Annotated in this window: 14 protein-coding genes; 8 read left to right on the top strand and 6 right to left on the bottom strand. The window is 57.7% G+C overall.

Features of this window, described 5'->3' with window-relative positions; genetic code table 11:
* Nucleotide 1: 1 nt before the first annotated feature.
* Entirely contained in the window at nt 2-454 is a 453-nt protein-coding gene (locus LJX92_RS12845; protein WP_228309862.1) for a M10 family metallopeptidase C-terminal domain-containing protein, read from the bottom strand.
* 876 nt (nt 455-1,330) lie between these two features.
* Here LJX92_RS12845 and LJX92_RS12840 point away from each other — a divergent pair.
* Nucleotides 1,331-1,603 (top strand): DUF1652 domain-containing protein, encoded by a 273-nt coding sequence (locus LJX92_RS12840; protein ID WP_005788459.1) that lies wholly within the window; start codon nt 1,331-1,333, stop codon nt 1,601-1,603.
* A gap of 80 nt (nt 1,604-1,683) precedes the next feature.
* Here the strand turns inward: LJX92_RS12840 and LJX92_RS12835 are convergent, their stop codons facing one another.
* Nucleotides 1,684-4,128, bottom strand: a complete 2,445-nt coding sequence (locus LJX92_RS12835; RefSeq protein ID WP_228309861.1) for a UvrD-helicase domain-containing protein — start codon at nt 4,126-4,128, stop codon at nt 1,684-1,686.
* Between the two features lie 218 nt (nt 4,129-4,346).
* On the opposite strand from LJX92_RS12835, the gene LJX92_RS12830 reads away from it, so the two are divergent.
* Entirely contained in the window at nt 4,347-5,042 is a 696-nt protein-coding gene (locus tag LJX92_RS12830; RefSeq protein WP_228309860.1) for a pirin family protein, read from the top strand.
* 115 nt (nt 5,043-5,157) lie between these two features.
* On the opposite strand, the gene pgm is transcribed toward LJX92_RS12830, so the two are convergent.
* The 4 genes from pgm to LJX92_RS12810 form a co-directional block, all read right to left on the bottom strand.
* Entirely contained in the window at nt 5,158-6,801 is a 1,644-nt protein-coding gene (gene pgm, locus LJX92_RS12825; RefSeq protein WP_032875244.1) for a phosphoglucomutase (alpha-D-glucose-1,6-bisphosphate-dependent), read from the bottom strand.
* A gap of 105 nt (nt 6,802-6,906) precedes the next feature.
* Nucleotides 6,907-8,310: a PLP-dependent aminotransferase family protein gene (locus LJX92_RS12820; protein WP_228309859.1), complete on the bottom strand. Its 1,404-nt coding sequence runs from the start codon at nt 8,308-8,310 to the stop codon at nt 6,907-6,909.
* A gap of 36 nt (nt 8,311-8,346) precedes the next feature.
* On the bottom strand, nt 8,347-9,771 hold the full coding sequence (locus LJX92_RS12815; RefSeq protein ID WP_228309858.1) for a hypothetical protein: 1,425 nt from the start codon (nt 9,769-9,771) through the stop codon (nt 8,347-8,349).
* A 703-nt stretch (nt 9,772-10,474) separates the two neighbouring features.
* A complete protein-coding gene (locus LJX92_RS12810; RefSeq protein ID WP_005788465.1) occupies nt 10,475-11,497 on the bottom strand; it encodes a zinc-dependent alcohol dehydrogenase family protein in 1,023 nt (340 codons plus the stop codon).
* Between the two features lie 268 nt (nt 11,498-11,765).
* On the opposite strand from LJX92_RS12810, the gene LJX92_RS12805 reads away from it, so the two are divergent.
* The 6 genes from LJX92_RS12805 (at nt 11,766) to LJX92_RS12780 (ending at nt 17,027) form a co-directional block, all read left to right on the top strand.
* A complete protein-coding gene (locus tag LJX92_RS12805; RefSeq protein WP_032875232.1) occupies nt 11,766-12,680 on the top strand; it encodes a LysR family transcriptional regulator in 915 nt (304 codons plus the stop codon).
* Nucleotides 12,681-13,020: 340 nt separating this feature from the next.
* Nucleotides 13,021-13,320, top strand: coding sequence for a His-Xaa-Ser system protein HxsD (hxsD, locus tag LJX92_RS12800; RefSeq protein ID WP_228309857.1), 300 nt, complete (start codon nt 13,021-13,023; stop codon nt 13,318-13,320).
* On the top strand, nt 13,317-14,804 hold the full coding sequence (hxsB, locus tag LJX92_RS12795) for a His-Xaa-Ser system radical SAM maturase HxsB (protein ID WP_228309856.1): 1,488 nt from the start codon (nt 13,317-13,319) through the stop codon (nt 14,802-14,804). Before hxsD ends, hxsB begins: the two co-directional genes overlap by 4 nt.
* Nucleotides 14,804-16,039 (top strand): His-Xaa-Ser system radical SAM maturase HxsC, encoded by a 1,236-nt coding sequence (hxsC, locus tag LJX92_RS12790; RefSeq protein ID WP_228309855.1) that lies wholly within the window; start codon nt 14,804-14,806, stop codon nt 16,037-16,039. Before hxsB ends, hxsC begins: the two co-directional genes overlap by 1 nt.
* Nucleotides 16,036-16,644 carry a His-Xaa-Ser repeat protein HxsA gene (gene hxsA / locus LJX92_RS12785; protein WP_228309854.1) on the top strand — a complete coding sequence of 203 codons (609 nt, stop codon included), beginning with the start codon at nt 16,036-16,038 and terminating at the stop codon, nt 16,642-16,644. The genes hxsC and hxsA overlap by 4 nt, the downstream gene beginning before the upstream one ends.
* 50 nt (nt 16,645-16,694) lie before the next feature.
* The gene (locus LJX92_RS12780; RefSeq protein WP_032880944.1) at nt 16,695-17,027 is read left to right on the top strand and encodes a hypothetical protein; all 333 of its coding nucleotides are present in this window, start codon (nt 16,695-16,697) and stop codon (nt 17,025-17,027) included.
* Nucleotides 17,028-17,058 lie beyond the last annotated feature (31 nt).

Raw genomic sequence — 17,058 nt, 5'->3', positions numbered from 1 at the left:
CTTAATCCGAATGGAAGAAATTAATATGCTGCGGCAACAGATTTACACCATCAACGCGTACGGAAAAGTTCGGCCCTTCGGCATTGACTTTGATAGTCAATGTACTCACGCCGAACGCGTGGCTCAGTTGCACATCGCCCACCTCCACAGGCGGGCCTGGTTGAATGTTGATTGCTGATATAGCGTGGTCCTTTAACATCAGGGACACATCGATCTCATCTTCTTTCGGATTGAAATTCAGGATCGTGTCCGGATCATCGGTGAGGGAGTCGGTGCTTTTTTCATATTTGAATGTATTGGCACCCTGACGCCCCACCAGTTGGTCGCCGCCTGCCCCGCCGACCAGCACTGAAGGCTCGCCGCGCCTGGCCTCCAGCCGTTCGCGCTGGTCTGTGCCACGTAACTCGGACTGGGTCCATGTACCGCCGATTGGAAGGCTTTCTATGGAAGACATATAAGTCACCTGTTGATAATCAGTTATGTGAGAGTGTTACGTGTTGCGGCCGAAATCTCTCACAGTGACACCCCTTCTTTCCATTCGGAATAGTTGACAAAAAATGTCTTAATCATGACGCCATTATTTATTTAACCAGTGGCCGGTTAATTATCTGAAAAGTGTCAATTAACGTCCGGTGCGATATAGACCGACCCGTCGCACAACTTGATAGCAGCCAACAGTAACCACGATGCGAAGCGAGCCGCTCTTGATCTTGATCTTGATCTGCTTTTGATCTTAAGCGCCCCGTCAAACCACGCTGGCCGGAATTCGACAGGGATTTGGGGGGTAAACCGGCAGGGATGCCGGTTTAGCCGCCCCGCGCCATGGATGGCGCGTGGCGGCGGCCCCCCAAATCCCTGTCGGATTACGGGCACACCGAGCCTAAGCGAGGTGCCGAGTGGTGGGGCAAGAGCCCTTTGGTTACTTTGGGGCTCTTTTTTTCCAAAGTGACCCGCTGTAAAAGCGGAACCAATAGCAGCCGTTACCCAATAACGGCTATATACCCGGTCTGATCCAGCACCCTGGTCAGCCCTGAGGCCGCCATCGGGAGCAAGTCGAATCGTCGCACCGCCCCTGCGCCAGCACAGCGAACAAAATGCTTGAGATTGCCTAAATCTACCCGCCCCCCACAATGGCCAGACGACCATTCGAAGTAATGGCCTTTTGCCTAATCTGCTGTAGGACATGATCCACATCAAAATCAGGTAAAAGAACCGCCGAACGGGGCCGAAAAACTCACCTTGTACTTGCGAACGAATGCTATTTTTAAGTTATTCGCCGTCTTGACCAACGAAGGTCCTGACCCCTGCCGCGAGCTAAAGGAAGCGCTCAATGAACAAGGTAGGCAACATGAACAAAGTGACTTTTCCCAATGCGTGCCAGTTGATGCGCTGGCATTTTCATCCGATGGGCTTCGAGGGGAGTATGGATGCCCCCGGCAGCATGATCGCCCGCCTGTTCGACCGCGCCAGCGGTGAAACATTGATCGCCATCGCCGGCATACCTTGCGCCACAGTGATGAACGCCGCTGATGTGGAGCGCATTATCGAGGCCGTGGAGGATGAGCTGGAGTGTTTTGTGCCGCCGTTGTCGTTGCGGGCCTGAATAGTATTTGTCAGCCGCCGATTACCTGATGCGGGAGGGGACAAGCCCCTCCCACATTTTGCTGTGTGTCAGATGAAGGTTCAGCGCTGATCGTCGAAAAACGCTTTCTTGCCATCCACCCGCTCGGATGCCCTGGGCACGTTTACACCCTGGCCCTCCGACTTTTCCACATACCAGTAGCAGTGGCTGACCGCTCGGGTAATACCGACGTAGGCCAGTCGTAGTATTTCGTCCTTTTGCGCATTGTCGTACGGCTCGCTGTCACCTTCCTTGCCCAAGCCCGCCATGCGGTAGACCTGGTTTTTGTAGGGCGAGCTGGTGAGATGCTGGCAGTCCCCAAGCAGAAATACTGCATCGGCCTGCAGGCCCTTGGCGCTGTGGTAAGTGAGCTGTTTCAGACGGCGCTCGTGGATCGGCAAGCTAGAATCCACATTAACAACAGACTGAATATGCTCTTGAATCAGCAACTTATCGCTGCTTTTTCGATAAAGCATCAAGACCGTATCCCCGCGTTGATAATGCTCCAGCAACCGCCGGCCGAGCGCCGCGTCGTCGCGCTCCAGCACGGTGACCGGCACCAATGCCTTGGGCTCGCCACTGGCCTTGGCCTTCTTGCCGGGGATGGCCGGTGCGGTGCGCACGATATGCTCGGCCGCGTCGATGATGTGTTGGTGGCTGCGGTAGTTCTCGCCCAGCATCACGCGAGTGGTGCTCGGTGCGACAAATTCCTGGTTGAATTCCATGAAGTACTTGGGCGAACTGCCGCGCCAGCCATAAATCGACTGCCAGTCATCGCCGACACACAGCAAGGATGAGCGTTGCGCCCCACGCCCGACGTGCATGGCCGGGCCGCGACTGCGGATTTCCCGCAGCGTGGCACGGATCCACGAGACGATCTGCGGCGATACATCCTGGAATTCGTCGATCATCAGGTGTGACATCGGCCGCAGCAAGGGATCACTGAGCAGCTTGAGGTTCTCCGGGGTATTTTCGCCAAACAGGGAAAACATTCGGTTGTAGGTCATGATCGGCGGTGATTGATCGAGCAGGTGGTCTTCCAGGGCCTTCCAGAAAATGCTCAAGGCCTCGAAGAACAACCGATCCGGGTCGTCCTTGGCGAAGCTCATCTGGCCCACGGCCGTCGGTACGTCCAGCCCGAGGTTCTCGATAAACCCGGCCGCCATGACAAAACTGTCCAGCAGCGGGGCCGAGGCGAGTTCACCCTTGACCTTGTAATCAAAGCCCGGCCCGGCCGTGGCTTCGCCGGCCAGACTGCTTAAAAGGCGCTTGGATGAATCGTAGTTATCAAGCCATATCAACGGCTTATGGCAGAAAGCTTGAAACAGGGTGCGCTTTACCGCCCACTCTGCGCGCACCGATAGTTTTGAGTTTGGGCGGCTGATCCCCGCGTTTTCCCGCGCATCGAAACCCAATACGACCCAGGCATCCAACTGCGGGATATAGCCGTGACAATGAAACTTGGCACCGTTGATTTCAAAAGTCTGACGGCTGGGTTCGATGCCTTTGATCGGCCAGGCGCCCGCGCGGAACCACAGGTCCTCGATCACGTCGCAGAGTTCTTCATCACGTTTGGCTGCCAACTCGGTCACGGCCATGCGCTTTTGCACGTCCGGATGATCGCGCTCCAGCTCCTTGAGCTGCAGGCCCTGGCGAGCCAGCGGCGCAATCAACTCGCGAAAACGCGCATGATGCCCCTGCAAACGGTGATAACAGGCGTTCATATGTTGGCGCTGGGCATCACTGATACGTAGATCGAAGGCATTGCTATCGGCGTCTTCGAAGCCGCCACTGAGGTTTTCAAAGGCTTGCAGCCGTTCAAAACCCGGCAGGCTGCGCACCATCGGCAGGATGCGCGAGTGAAACGTACGCACCACCGCCTGGGCTTGTTTCAGGTCAAGGGGTTGGCCCCACAGGCTCAGAATCTCCATGAGCTTGTTGATGAAGTCCTTGCGCGACTCGCGGGTGAACGTCACCACAGTCATCGAACTCAACTCAAAACCCAGGTAATGGGTGAGCAACAGGATACGCAACACCAGGGAGGTCGATTTACCTGCGCCGGCGCCCGCAATCACCGAGGTCGAGGGCGTGTCGCTGAAGATCATCTTCCACTGCGCTGTGCTCGGCTGCGCGTGGGCTGACAGCAGGCGTGCCACATCCGCCTTCATGCGCTTCTTCAAATGGGCGGTGAGCGGCAATCGCCAATCGTCGAACAGGCTGTCATCCACACCGGGCGCTCGGTGCTCATCAGGGCGAAAGTCGCGAATCAACAGGACTTGCCGGCCCTCTTCAAGACCATCGGCCTTACCCTCGCGATACCCATATTCCACACCGGCTTCATGCCCATTGCGAAAACCGTCGGCCTGGCCATGCAGCCAGGAAAACCGGTGCTGCGCGCGCAAACGGGTGAGACCATGGCCGAACAGGCGAGCGGCCAGCCGCTTCAATAACGGCATTTCAGCCAAGGGGCGCAGTTCAGGGGGCAGATCAGGCTTTTGTTGCGGCACGCGGACTCCTGCGATGAGCTTGGCTTTGACAAGGCCGCCATGGTCGCCGGAATCGACGCTCAGTTCCAGCCAATTGCTTTACGGTCATGTAGTTAGGCGATGAAGTGAAAGTTGAAGCAGATTTAAATGATCGAATTGATGGATAGGAATCAGGCATTTTTTACGCTTTTTATCGATCATGCGCTGCTGGATGATGGGCTCATTCACAGGAGACGATCATGCTTGAACTTCGACCTTTCAACACCCTCGGCGGCGCCCATCATGGCTGGCTCGACGCCCATCACCACTTTTCATTCGCCGAATACCACGACCCCGAGCGTATGCACTGGGGCAATTTGCGGGTATGGAACGACGACATCATCGCGCCTGGCAGCGGTTTCCCCCAGCACCCGCACCGCGACATGGAAATCATCACCTACGTACGCGAAGGCGCAATCAGCCATGCCGATAACCTGGGCAACAAAGGCCGCACCGAGGCGGGCGATGTACAGGTGATGAGCGCTGGTACCGGGATCGCCCACAGCGAGTACAACCTGGAGGCCACCCCGACCAAGATCTTCCAGATCTGGATCATCCCGAATGAGGCCGGCTTGCCACCGTCCTGGGGTGCCAAGCCGTTTCCGCAAGGTAATCGTGAAGGCTTTGTGACGCTGGCCAGCGGCAAGGCTGGCGACAGTGAAAGCCTGCGCATTCGTGCCGATGCACGCTTGGTGGCGGCGAACCTGAAAGCTGGGGAAAGCGCCGAATACCGGCTGGACCACGGACGCCGGGCGTACCTGGTGCCGGCAACCGGCGTAATTGAAGTCAATGGTTTGCGCGCACAGGCGCGAGACGGCGTGGCCGTTGAGGATGAGCAAGTGTTGCGGGTGACGGCGATCGAGGACAGCGAGATCGTGCTGGTCGACCTGGCCTGATCTTGCATCATGCTGCTATCTAATGTGGGAGGGAGTTTGCTCCCGATGAGGTTATGCCAGTCAACACATCTGTGACTGACCCACCGCTATCGGGGGCAAGCCCCCTCCTACACCGTTACTGGGAAATTGCGCCGTCCACCAGCACCTGCGCCTCTTCCACCAGCTGCTTGAGGTGTTCTTCGCCGATAAAACTCTCGGCGTAGATCTTGTAGATGTCCTCGGTACCCGATGGCCGCGCAGCAAACCAGCCGTTTTCCGTCATGACCTTCAAGCCGCCAATCGCCTGGTTATTGCCCGGGGCATGGCTGAGGATCTGCTGGATGCTCTCGCCGGCCAATTGGGTGGACGTCACCTGCTCCGGCGACAGCTTGCCCAGCAGGGCTTTCTGCGCCGGGGTCGCCTTGGCATCCACGCGAATGGCAAACGGTTCGCCGAGTGCATCGGTCAGGCCGCGGTAGATCTGGCTGGGATCCTGGCCCTTGCGCGAGGTCATTTCCGCTGCGAGCAAGGCCGGGATCAGGCCGTCCTTGTCAGTGCTCCAGACCGTGCCGTCCTTGCGCAGGAACGAAGCACCAGCGCTTTCTTCGCCGCCAAAACCCAACGAGCCTTCGAACAAGCCATCGGCAAACCATTTGAAGCCCACCGGCACTTCATACAGGCGCCGGCCCATACGTGCAGCCACGCGATCGATCAGGCCACTGCTGACCACGGTCTTGCCCACCGCCGCATCGGCTCGCCAATCAGGACGGTTCTGGAACAGGTAATCGATGGACACCGCCAGGTAGTTGTTCGGCGCCAACAGGCCGCCGGAGGGCGTGACGATACCGTGACGGTCATGATCCGGGTCACAGGCAAACGCCACGTCAAAACGTTCCTTGAGACCAATGAGGCTCTGCATGGCGTAGCTGGAGGATGGGTCCATGCGGATCTGTCCATCCCAGTCCACGCTCATGAAGCGGAAGGTGGAATCCACTTCGGTGTTCACCACCTCCAGGTTCAGGCGGTAGTGCTCGGCGATTGCCGACCAGTAGCGCACCCCCGCCCCGCCCAAGGGATCAACGCCCAGGCGCAGATCAGCACTGCGGATCGCGTCCATATCGATCACATTGATCAGGTCGGCCACATAGCTGTTGAGGTAGTCATGGCGATGAGTGGTGTCCGCCTTGAGCGCCTGGGCATGGGTGATGCGCTTGACCCCAGCAAGCTTGTTGGCCAGCAGTTCATTGGCTTTGGCTTCAATCCACTTGGTGACGTGGGTATCGGCCGGGCCGCCATTGGGCGGGTTGTACTTGTAGCCGCCACTCTGCGGCGGATTGTGCGACGGGGTGATCACAATGCCGTCCGCCAGGCCGCTGGTGCGGCCGCGGTTGTAGCAAATGATGGCGTGGGAAATCGCCGGGGTCGGTGTGTACTCATCGCCCTCAGCCAGCATGACGTGCACGCCATTGGCAGCCAGCACTTCCAGGGCACTGGCACCGGCCGGCGTGGACAATGCATGGGTATCCAGGCCAACGAACAACGGCCCTGTGATGCCTTGGGCTTCACGGTACAGGCAGATCGCCTGGCTGATCGCCAGCACATGCCATTCATTGAAGCTCAGCTCGAACGAACTGCCTCGGTGCCCGGAGGTACCAAAGGCTACACGCTGGGTAGAGATTGCTGCATCAGGCTGGCCGGTGTAATAGGCCGTGACCAGTCGCGGGATATCCACCAGCAACTGAGCCGGCGCCGGTTTGCCCGCAAAAGGACTGATAGTCATGCATAAACCTCGGAAAATAAGGATTCGGAAAAAATGACAGTTTACTCAGAGTTGGACTACTGAGCGATGTTATCGATCCCACAATTCGGAGAGAAGTTTCAAACATTAATCGGTCTGTGCCTGGAGCAGCGCCTGAGCCAGCGCATTCAGGACAATATCCAGATTGGGGTGGCCGCTGAACGTATGACTCAAGCGCATATGCTGGTGATGCAAGCCTAAGAGGCTGAACAACTCCCCCGGCGCAATCACGACCTGCTGGGCGAGCATGCGCTGGAACACCAGACGCATATCCACCGGCACCACCGACTGCAACCAGAAACTTGCCCCGGCGATAGGCATTCGATAACTCACACGCCCTTGCATATGCACATCCAACCGATGGCTCATGGCTTGCGCCTGTTCCTGAAGGCGCTGGCATAACGTCTGCAAGTGCTGATCCAACCGCCCGCTCTCATATAGCCGAGCAATGGCGCGTTGCCGAATGGAGGAAAGTCGAAATGAGCGCAGCAAAAACTGGCGCTGCAACTCACTGCCCATTTGCTGCGTCAGTAGGTACCCAAACGGCGCTTCTGGCCCCAACACCTTTTCGAACGAAGAAAACACAATCAGCCGCTGCGGGTTGACCAGGTTGCGCAAAGCCGTCTGCGACGACGCGAAGCTCAGCTCACCAAACGTGTCGTTCTCCAGCAACCAACAGGCGTGCCGCTCCAGCAAATGCGCTACTTGCAGCCGTTCAGGTAGCGTCAGCGCGTTACCCGAGGGCATGCTGACCACGGAGGACAGCAGCACAAGGTGCACCGGTTCGTGCTTGAGCAGGTGCTCGAACGTGGCCAAGTCGAAGCTGCCATCGGCGTGCCAGGGCAGTTCGATAACCCGCACGCCAGCGCTTTGTAACAGGCGCAAGACCAGGTAATCGCAGGGCGATTCAGCCAGCACCACCGTACCCTCGAGGCCAAGCGTGTCGATCAGGATTTGCAGTACGCCCTGAAGATCGGCGCCGATATACACCTCGTCGGCCTGCCAGCAATGGCTAGGCGACGAGGTATAACGGGCCGCCAATGCCGCCCGTAATTCCCATACGCCAGAAGGTTGCGACGGTTGCAGGTGGTGTGGATACCTGCGCACCAGCTGGCGCTCCAGCGCAAGCAAAGCGCCATCCAGTGACCCCAACAACGCCGGCTCATCACCACTGAGCACAACCATGGTCGGGCGTCGCGCCGCCGCATACAGCCGCTCAAGCAGGTCGGCGCCCGCCATGACCGGCGGGTTTGTCGCCACAGGCCAGGCGAAATAGCCAGACTTGGCCACCGAGTAGACCCGCCCTTCCTTTTCCAGCAAAGAGTAAGCGTACTGAATCGTCGAGATCGACACGTTCATGCGTGTCGACAACTGACGCAACGACGGCAACTTGACCGGCGTTTCCAGGCTGACTTCGTTGATCAGGTTGATCATGTAGCGGTACACCGCCTGATAGGCAAAGTCTGCCTGCCGCTCTCCCCTCAGGTTCATCGCCGCTCACCGGCATCTATACGCCAATGCACGGTGCTAGCGCCCCGACACTTGGGCGATCCGGGCCTCGGGCCGGCTAAACAGTTGTTTGTGGATGCGAGAGCCGTGCGCAGCCGGCAATGTTCGCTTGCGATACAAATGCTGCAATAAGGCCATCGGCAAACCACTGGTGTCTACCAGCCACTGATGCAACATGTCCGCAGCAGGCTTGCCCTGCAGCGCCTTGTGCAGTTCGGGCAGTGCCACCAACATGCCGGGATGGCATTGACGCAAGAAGCCCTCCAGCCGTTCGCCATGCTGAACGAAAGGCGCGAACAGCAGGCAAGTCAACTGACTTTCATCCAGACCAAAAAACGCCTGGGCGTAGGTGGTCGACAATACCCGCCCATCCGGGCTGGACGCCTCGGTGATCAACTCAATGGGGACGCGTCTGCGCAGCATGTAGTCTGCCGCGTGACGAACAAAACCTTCGACACCGTGCTCATAGGAGAGCTCACGCAGGCATTGGGCCTGCAAGCCGTACATATGTGCCATGAGCAATGGGTTTGGATAGGCTGGGTGGCTGAACTGGAACTCGAACGGGTCGCGCTTGTGAGCCAGAAACTCCGTAAGCAGCGGCGCGCGCGCGACGTCGACATCGTCGAGCAGGTCGGCAATACCGATGTAGGCCAAATGCCGGTGCCCGCCCCGGCCTGGGTTCTCGGTGCCCGCGTAGTGCTCGCCATAGAGGTCGCGGTAGCAGCCGACGCTCCATTCTTCCATGCGTGCAAACAACCCGTTGAGCGATGTCGGCTTGCCGGGCGCGAACGCGAGACCGGTTGCCAGGGCATTTTTCTTCAGCCACGCGATGTATTGGCTTTGCTTGCGCACCGAATCGCCGCTGACCACCGCGTGCACACCGCCGTTCCAGGTAGCAACCCGCTGATAGAAATCGCCAAGGGCCAGATACGTGTCGTTGCGCAGGATGGCGCGAATGTCCCCGGACGTCAGGTGCCCTATCATCAGCATATTGCGCTGGCTGACTTCACGCCCGGCACTGGACGCCGGGCGCTGATGATTAAAGGGCAGTACTTCATGGTTTTCGACCATCAGCAGTTCAACCCGAGAATCATCATGGAAGAACAACGCGCCATAGCCCTGGTGCAGTGAATCAAGCGTTGCCTGAGTCATACCCGGATGCCGCAACGTTGCCACGCGCAGATGAAAAGTCTTGGGTGCACGCCCGGCGATGCTCAGTTGCGCCGCACGCAACAGCGCCAGGGTGTAGCTGCTGACCTCACCCCCGCCGTGAGCAATCAGCACTTTGTAGTTGCCTACTTGTTCCATGCCACCGGCCGCTACCACAATTCGCTGGATCAACAGTTGCAGTGCGGTACGTTCGTCACGGGTAAAGTGCCCGACCAACCGTTGCAGAACTTGCTGGTAAACATAGTTCATGGCTTGCTCATGAATAGCGCTCATCGTTCTACTACCTGAATTGAAATATTAGCTTCAAGCAATTATCAATTGTCATTGCTCGACCCATTACATCTATAAGTTTGTCGTCAGTTGCATCGTGCGAGGTTGATTCAACATTAGCACCCTGCAACAAAATCGCAGGACCGCTCACCGGAGCAGTCAATGGCGCCACCGATGCTGAGTCGTGGGCGTGCACGGCTTCCAGCGCGGCTGGCCGCATGTCTTAGGAATATTCCGACAACGCCCTACACCACTTTAACTAAGCAACTAAGGAAACGTCCGACGCATATTAGTTACCCGCTCATTGTTGGCTCAGGTAAAGCGACTGCGTATTTGTTTTGCACTTTCGAGAAGGCGACCCGTGCATCGCTAGTTTCAGAGGTGCGAGACGTTAATGTCAGGTATTCAATCATTGCTCAATCCTTGAGATGACAGCGAAGACACAATTATCGGCACTCAAATAATGATTAACAGATACAGAACAACGCCTGAAAGCAGTTCAGATGGGCAGGCGACCGAACTTTTTTGGCGCGCACGCAACAGCGCCGCGCTGGAATTCAGGGCGGCGTAAGGAAAAAAGGTATTGTTTGCAGGGCGCAACACCCTCGCGGCGGCTCAACCCCGATGCGGGTTAAGCCCTGTCAAATGGCGCATTTGCCTCATAGGCCCAGACGCCAACGTATTCATTTACGAATACTCCTACAGCTCAAACAGCTTCAACCTGCAACGCCACACGCTCGCGACACGGGCATTCGTCCATGTATCGATGTGCTTCGACGAACTTACCGAACGGAAACACCGTGGTTTTCAGTGGGACCAGCACCCGATCGGCCGTCAGTTGGTTGATCTCACGCAAGGCGCGCTGCACTGCCACCTGGTCCTGGATGATGCCCAGTTCCGGCTTGCCCGTGAAGTTGCCGATACAGTGCACGAAGAACTGAATGTTCTTCTGGAACGCCGCACAGGCCGGGAACGGCGTCTGGTTGCCGCCTTGCAGGCCATACAGCACCAGGCTGCCACGCGGTGCCAGCACATCACCGAGCAGCGACATCTGCGGGCCACCCAGGCCATCGAATACCACGTCCACGCCACGGTTATCGGTGAACTTGTTGATCTGCATGAGCAGGTCTTGTTCTTCGGTGACGATGACTTTTTCTGCCCCAAGGGACAGCAGGTATTCGCGCTCGGCACTGTCTTTGGTAGCGGCGATCACCCGCACACCCAAGGCCTTGCCCAGTTGTACAAACGATGGGCCGGAACAATGGCTGGCATCGGTCACCAAGGCAAACTGCCCCGGTTTGACCCGCGCCAGATCCATGTAGGCAAAGTAGGCAATCAGCAACGGCGTGTAGTGCACGCTGGCTTCAATCGGGCTCAAGACATCCGGGTAACGGGTCAGCGCCGAACGGGGCAGGACGATCTGCTCGCCGTACACCGGGTAATCATTGGGGCTCTCGGCCGGAAAACTGGCCACCTTGTCGCCCACTGCCAAGTCATCCACGCCATCGCCGAGGGCGACAACAACACCGGCCATTTCATGACCAAGGCCCGAAGGCAAGCGCGCATGGGAAGACGCCAGGTTCTGGCGCCACAGAATGTCGTACCAGCTGATGCCAATTGCCTCGACACGCACCTGCACTTCGCCCGGTGCGGGCTGCGCGGCTGCATGCTCTTCGCATTTGAGCACCTCGGCCGGACCAAACTTGTGAAAACGGATCGTGCGGGACATCGCAAACCTCGTCAAAGTAACCTCTAATGCCATGAACTTTATCTGGGCTTTCCAGGTAAGACCACCGGTCGCCATTAATAGTCGACATGCCTGTCATTGATTCCGCGAAGGAGGAGCAGACCTCAACTATCGTAGGAAAAATCAATTAGCCGGTGCAGAGTACCAGCCTTTCCCCGTAAGATTCATGCCGGTCATGCTTCTGAATAGGACCTTATGGGTTCCTGTGTGACCGCTCACATCAAGTTTGCAGACTCTTCCAGGACACAAGATGAACCGTAACGACCTGCGTCGTGTCGACCTTAACCTCTTGATCGTATTCGAAACCTTGATGCATGAGCGCAGTGTGACCCGCGCGGCCGAGAAATTGTTCCTCGGCCAGCCGGCCATCAGCGCGGCCTTGTCGCGCCTGCGTGGGCTGTTCGATGACCCGCTGTTCGTGCGCACCGGGCGCAGCATGGAACCCTCGGCCCGCGCCGTGGAAATCTTCGCCCTGCTCTCCCCGGCCCTGGACTCGATTTCCACCGCCGTCAGCCGCGCCGCCGAATTCGATCCCGCCACCAGCACCGCCGTGTTCCGCATCGGCCTGTCCGATGACGTGGAATTTGCCCTGCTTCCGCAATTGCTCAAACGCCTGCGTTCCGAAGCCCCCGGCATTGTGCTGGTGGTACGCCGCGTCAATTACATCCTGATGCCCAGTCTGCTCGCCTCCGGTGAAATCTCCATCGGCGTCAGTTACACCGCCGACCTGCCGGCCAATGCCAAGCGCAAGGTACTGCGGCGCAGCCTGCCAAAACTGCTGCGCGCCGACAGCGTGCCCGGCTCGCTGAGCCTGGACGACTTCTGCTCACGCCCCCATGCATTGGTGTCATTCGCCGGCGACCTGAGCGGGTTTATTGATGAAGAGCTGGAGAAACTCGACCGCAAACGCCACGTAGTACTGGCCGTGCCACAGTTCAACGGGCTTGGCACCTTGCTGGCGGGTACCGACATTCTGGCCACCGTGCCGGATTATGCGGCTGAAGCGTTGACCGCGGCGGGAGGGTTGCGCGCCGAAGACCCGCCGCTGCCCGTGCGCTCGTTTGAGCTGCATATGGCATGGCGGGGGTCGCAGGATAATGATCCGGGGGAGCGGTGGTTGAGGTCGCGGATTCAGATGTTTTTCGGGGATCCTGAGAGTCTTTAGGCTTTGTCGGGCAGGTTGTTTAGCTGATCATTTCTGGCTTTTCATAGGCCATGGAGATCCATTCACTTCCAGTGGATTGCTACATTGGGGGCAAATCTGAGGGTATGCTGGTTTGAAAAGAATGCCCCCAGCCTGAGGCCAAGCAGGCTATTGATGAGGATGGGTGAACTGAGGGAGATATGAACCCTCGGCCCTACCCCGTATCAATGGCCGAGCCGTAGTGAGCGCACCACCCACCACGCTGGACAAATGCGTGCAAATGTAAAAAATTATGATGGCATAATGCCTCGGCAACCTGCAAAATCCACACGTTTCCAACGGATTTGAAGGATCGGTTCCGATGACATGGCCAGTCACGCTGAAACTCGACAGCGCAGTCTACCCGCTCAGCGTGGTGAAACGCGCCGCTTATTCCCTGGCCGACACTGTCGCGATCCAGGTCGGTATTGAAACCAATCAGATAAGCATCACGGCCCACCCCGCTGAAGCAAGGCTAACGCTTTCCCCGGAGCAGGCTCACTCGCTGATCCTCCAGCATCTGAACGACTTCGCCCTACGCGACCATATAAACCGCGAAACAGCAGGGTTGCGCGAAGTCCTGGCCCGAGCCGCGCTCGCTGGATGTGGGGTTTCGCAGTGACACTGATTGCGACAGACGCCAAGCACTACCGCTTGCTGCCTTTTCGATTCATGCGCATGAACACGGGACATGACCGTGACATCCTACTCACCTCCGATACCGGTGAGTACATGCACGTGAACGACGCGCAATTACGAGCCCTCAGTTACTTCGACGTTCAAGCAAGTACGCCTTTTTACAAGGACCTGCTGGCCCGCCACTTCATCTACGAACCCGGCCGCCACGACCCGTTCCCAGAAATGGCCGCGCAGTATCGCAGCCGCAAGGACTTCATCTTCCAGGGCCCTGCACTGCACTTGTTCGTGGTTACATTGCGCTGCAACCACACCTGCCAGTACTGCCAGGTGTCGCGGGCCCCTCTGGGAGGATCCGGCCACGACCTGTCGGAAGCGGATGCACAGGCGGCGGTCGATCGCCTGTTCGAATCGAATGCTCCCGCCCTGACTGTGGAGTTTCAGGGTGGCGAGCCGCTTCTGGCCTTCGAGCGCGTCCGCCAGATTGTCGAATGGGTCGTTGAACGGAACGTGGTCGAACAACGGGATATCCAGTTCGTCATCACCACCACGCTGCACCACCTGACGGAGGAAATACTCGACTTCGCAGAAAAAAATCGCATCCAGTTTTCGACCTCGCTCGATGGGCCCGCGCCCTTGCACAATGCCAACCGCCCTACCCCGTCACGAGACTCCTACGAACGCACTGTAAAAGGCATCCAGTGGGTCCGTGAGCGCCTTGGCCATGATGCAGTTTCCGCGCTGACCACGCTGACTTCAAGAAGCCTCGAACAACCTGAAGCGATCATCGATGAGTATGTAAGCCAGGGCTTCTCCGGCATCTCGCTTCGGCCTCTGAGCCCTTATGGGTTTGCCACCAAGAGTGCCCATCGACTTGATTATCCGATTGAGCGATACCTGGCCTTCTACAAGAAGGCACTGGACTATTTGCTGCGTATCAACCAGCAGGGCGTGTACCTGTCGGAGAGTTACACGAGCCTGCTGCTGAAGAACATCCTCACGCCCTTCTCCTCCGGCTATGTGGACCTGCGCTCCCCTGCTGGCGCAGGTACTGCGGCGTTGGTTTACAACTATGACGGTTATGTCTATCCCTCGGACGAAGCCCGAATGTTGCTGGAGATGGGTGAAGATAGCTTGAGGCTCGGCACCGTACAGCAACACTTGTCTGAACTACTGGCATCGCCCGTCATGGAGGCATTGCTTGCCAGTGGTGTTGCGGAGGCACTGCCGGGCTGCTCGGACTGCGCACTGGTCCCCTACTGCGGCGCAGACCCCATCGAACACTATGCGCGCCAAGGCGACCCAATCGGACACCGGGTGTTCAGCAGCTTCTGCAAGAAAAACATGGGACTGCTGAAGCATTTATTCGGCCTGCTTCGCGATGGCGACGACAACGCGCAGAGGGTGCTGTTGTCCTGGTTGAACAGGCGCTCCTACAGCGATGTTCGGTTCCCGGGTTACAGGGGCTGATGGCGATGCTGCGCAAAGACACCCATTTCGAAATCCATCACCTGAATGAGCCAAAGCTGCTCAAAGTCATCACCCTGGATGAGTTTATCGAACAAGGCCTGGCTGTATGTGCCGGAAACGCTGAGGTCGGTGAGCTGCTGCTTTGGCTGCCAAACCAAGAACGGCTACGGAGCCCGAACCTGCTTTCATTGCCCGTGGGTGGATTCCTGACCCCAGAGCCATTGATTGGCGACTTCGACAGCGAGCGGCTACACCTGCACACACCCAAAGATGCGGATGTCGTGCAGCCCGGCGATGTCATTGCCATCACACCAGGCAACGCTTTGGTGCGAGTGCTGTATCGACGAGGCTCGGACAGCAACCTGCTGTTCATGACCGATCGTTGCAACAGCCTCTGCCTGATGTGCTCGCAGCCACCCAAAGATATCGATGACCGTTGGCACATCGAGGAAAACCTTCGGCTGATCGACCTGATGGACCCGGGCGAGGAAAACTTGGGCATCAGCGGCGGCGAGCCAACACTCTATCGCGACGGCCTACTCGAAACTCTGGCCAAGTGCAAAGCCGTTTTGCCGCAGAAATCCATTCATGTGCTCAGCAATGGGCGCCTGTTCAAAGATCCGAGCTGGATCCAAGCACTCTCTACTATCGACCACCCTCAGTTGAGCTGGGGTATTCCGCTGTATGCCGACAATGCCGAAGACCATGATCATGTGGTGCAGGCTCCCGGCGCGTTTAGCGAAACCCTGCAAGGTCTTTACAACCTGGCGCGTGCCAACCAGATCATCGAGATACGCGTGGTGCTCAATCGCCTGACCACGCCACGCTTGCCAGAACTTGCCCACTACGTGTTCAGGAACCTGCCCTTCGTGCGGCATGTTGCGCTGATGGGTATCGAGAGTACCGGCCTGGCCAGGAAGCACTATGAAGAACTGTGGATTGACCCGCTGGACTATCAGGAGTCGTTGAGCCAGGCCGTGTATTTCCTGTTCAACCGCGGAGTGCCGGTTTCGATCTACAACTTGCCCCTGTGCCTGATCCCGGCCCACCTCTCGCGTTTCGCCCGCCAGAGCATCTCGGACTGGAAGAACCTGTTCATCGATACCTGCCAGCAATGCGCTGCCGTCAAACATTGCTCTGGCTTCTTCAAATCCCACACCGACCGCTGGCAGAGCCGCGGCGTACAACTACTATCGACCGAGGCCTTTAGCGCCTATGCAAGGAGTGCACAGTGAAATTGCTCGATCGCTGGAAAGTCCTCATCAGTGGGATCAGCCTGCTGCCAATGGCAAGTACCACCCTGGCACAGGCGGGCCATCTGTCGCTCGCGGATGCGAACTGGCAACCCCCCGACAAGCTACAGCCCCCGGTATTTGCCGATACGCTCAATGCGCCAAACACCGTCAACATCTATGCGGCACATCGCTCGCACAGTTCTCACCGGTCCCACAGTTCGCACAGTTCTCACTACAGCGGCTCGGGTGGCTATAGCGCACCTCGCTACTACAGCCCACCCGCTACCAGCACCCGAAGCTACAGCGCGCCGAGTGCTTCGAGCAGCATCCCAAGCAGCAGCAGCCTTTATCGGTCGTCTGGCACTACCAGCGGGACAAGTTCGAGCACTTCAAAGAGCCGCGCGACCAATGAGCAGAAAAGCAACCTGGTCACCCGTGTGCAGACCGCGCTGATGGTGCGCCAGTATTACCAAGGCACCATTGATGGGGTGATGGGCAAGGCGACACGTGGTGCGTTGATGGCCTTTCAGATGGACAGTGGGCTGACCGTGAATGGCCGGATGGATACACCATCGCTGAATGCGTTGGGGATCAAGATTCCATAAGTCGCTTCAAGTTAAAGCTAGCGTCCGTTCAGCAACGGAGGAATTATCCCATGCAGCATATCATTCAGGTCGACAACACTCTCTGGGCATTAACCAGCCGTCTGCAAGGCAAGGAACTGCAAATACCGTCGCGTAGCGCCCGTTTCCGAATCACGACCGTTGATGCAAATCGCGTTGTGATTGAGACCGGATTGGAAGACTCGCAGTTGGCGCTGACTCGAGCAGCTTTCCAGCAAACGTTGGACTACCTCGCTGGTAACAATTATTTCGGACAAGCACAAGCTGTGGAAGTCAGCTCCAACCATACGTACGAAAAAGCCGGCCCACTTTGCCAAGCGGCTCGTTACAGAGCCGAAAATAAACCGGGCAGTCTTCATTATTGAAGCAAAAGTAGAAATTTTCATTTGGGCTGTT

Source organism: Pseudomonas sp. HN8-3, assembly GCF_020790195.1.
GTDB classification, from domain to species: domain Bacteria; phylum Pseudomonadota; class Gammaproteobacteria; order Pseudomonadales; family Pseudomonadaceae; genus Aquipseudomonas; species Aquipseudomonas synxantha_A.
Note: the sequence above shows the minus strand (reverse complement) of the source record. Positions and strands in the feature narration are given on the sequence as shown.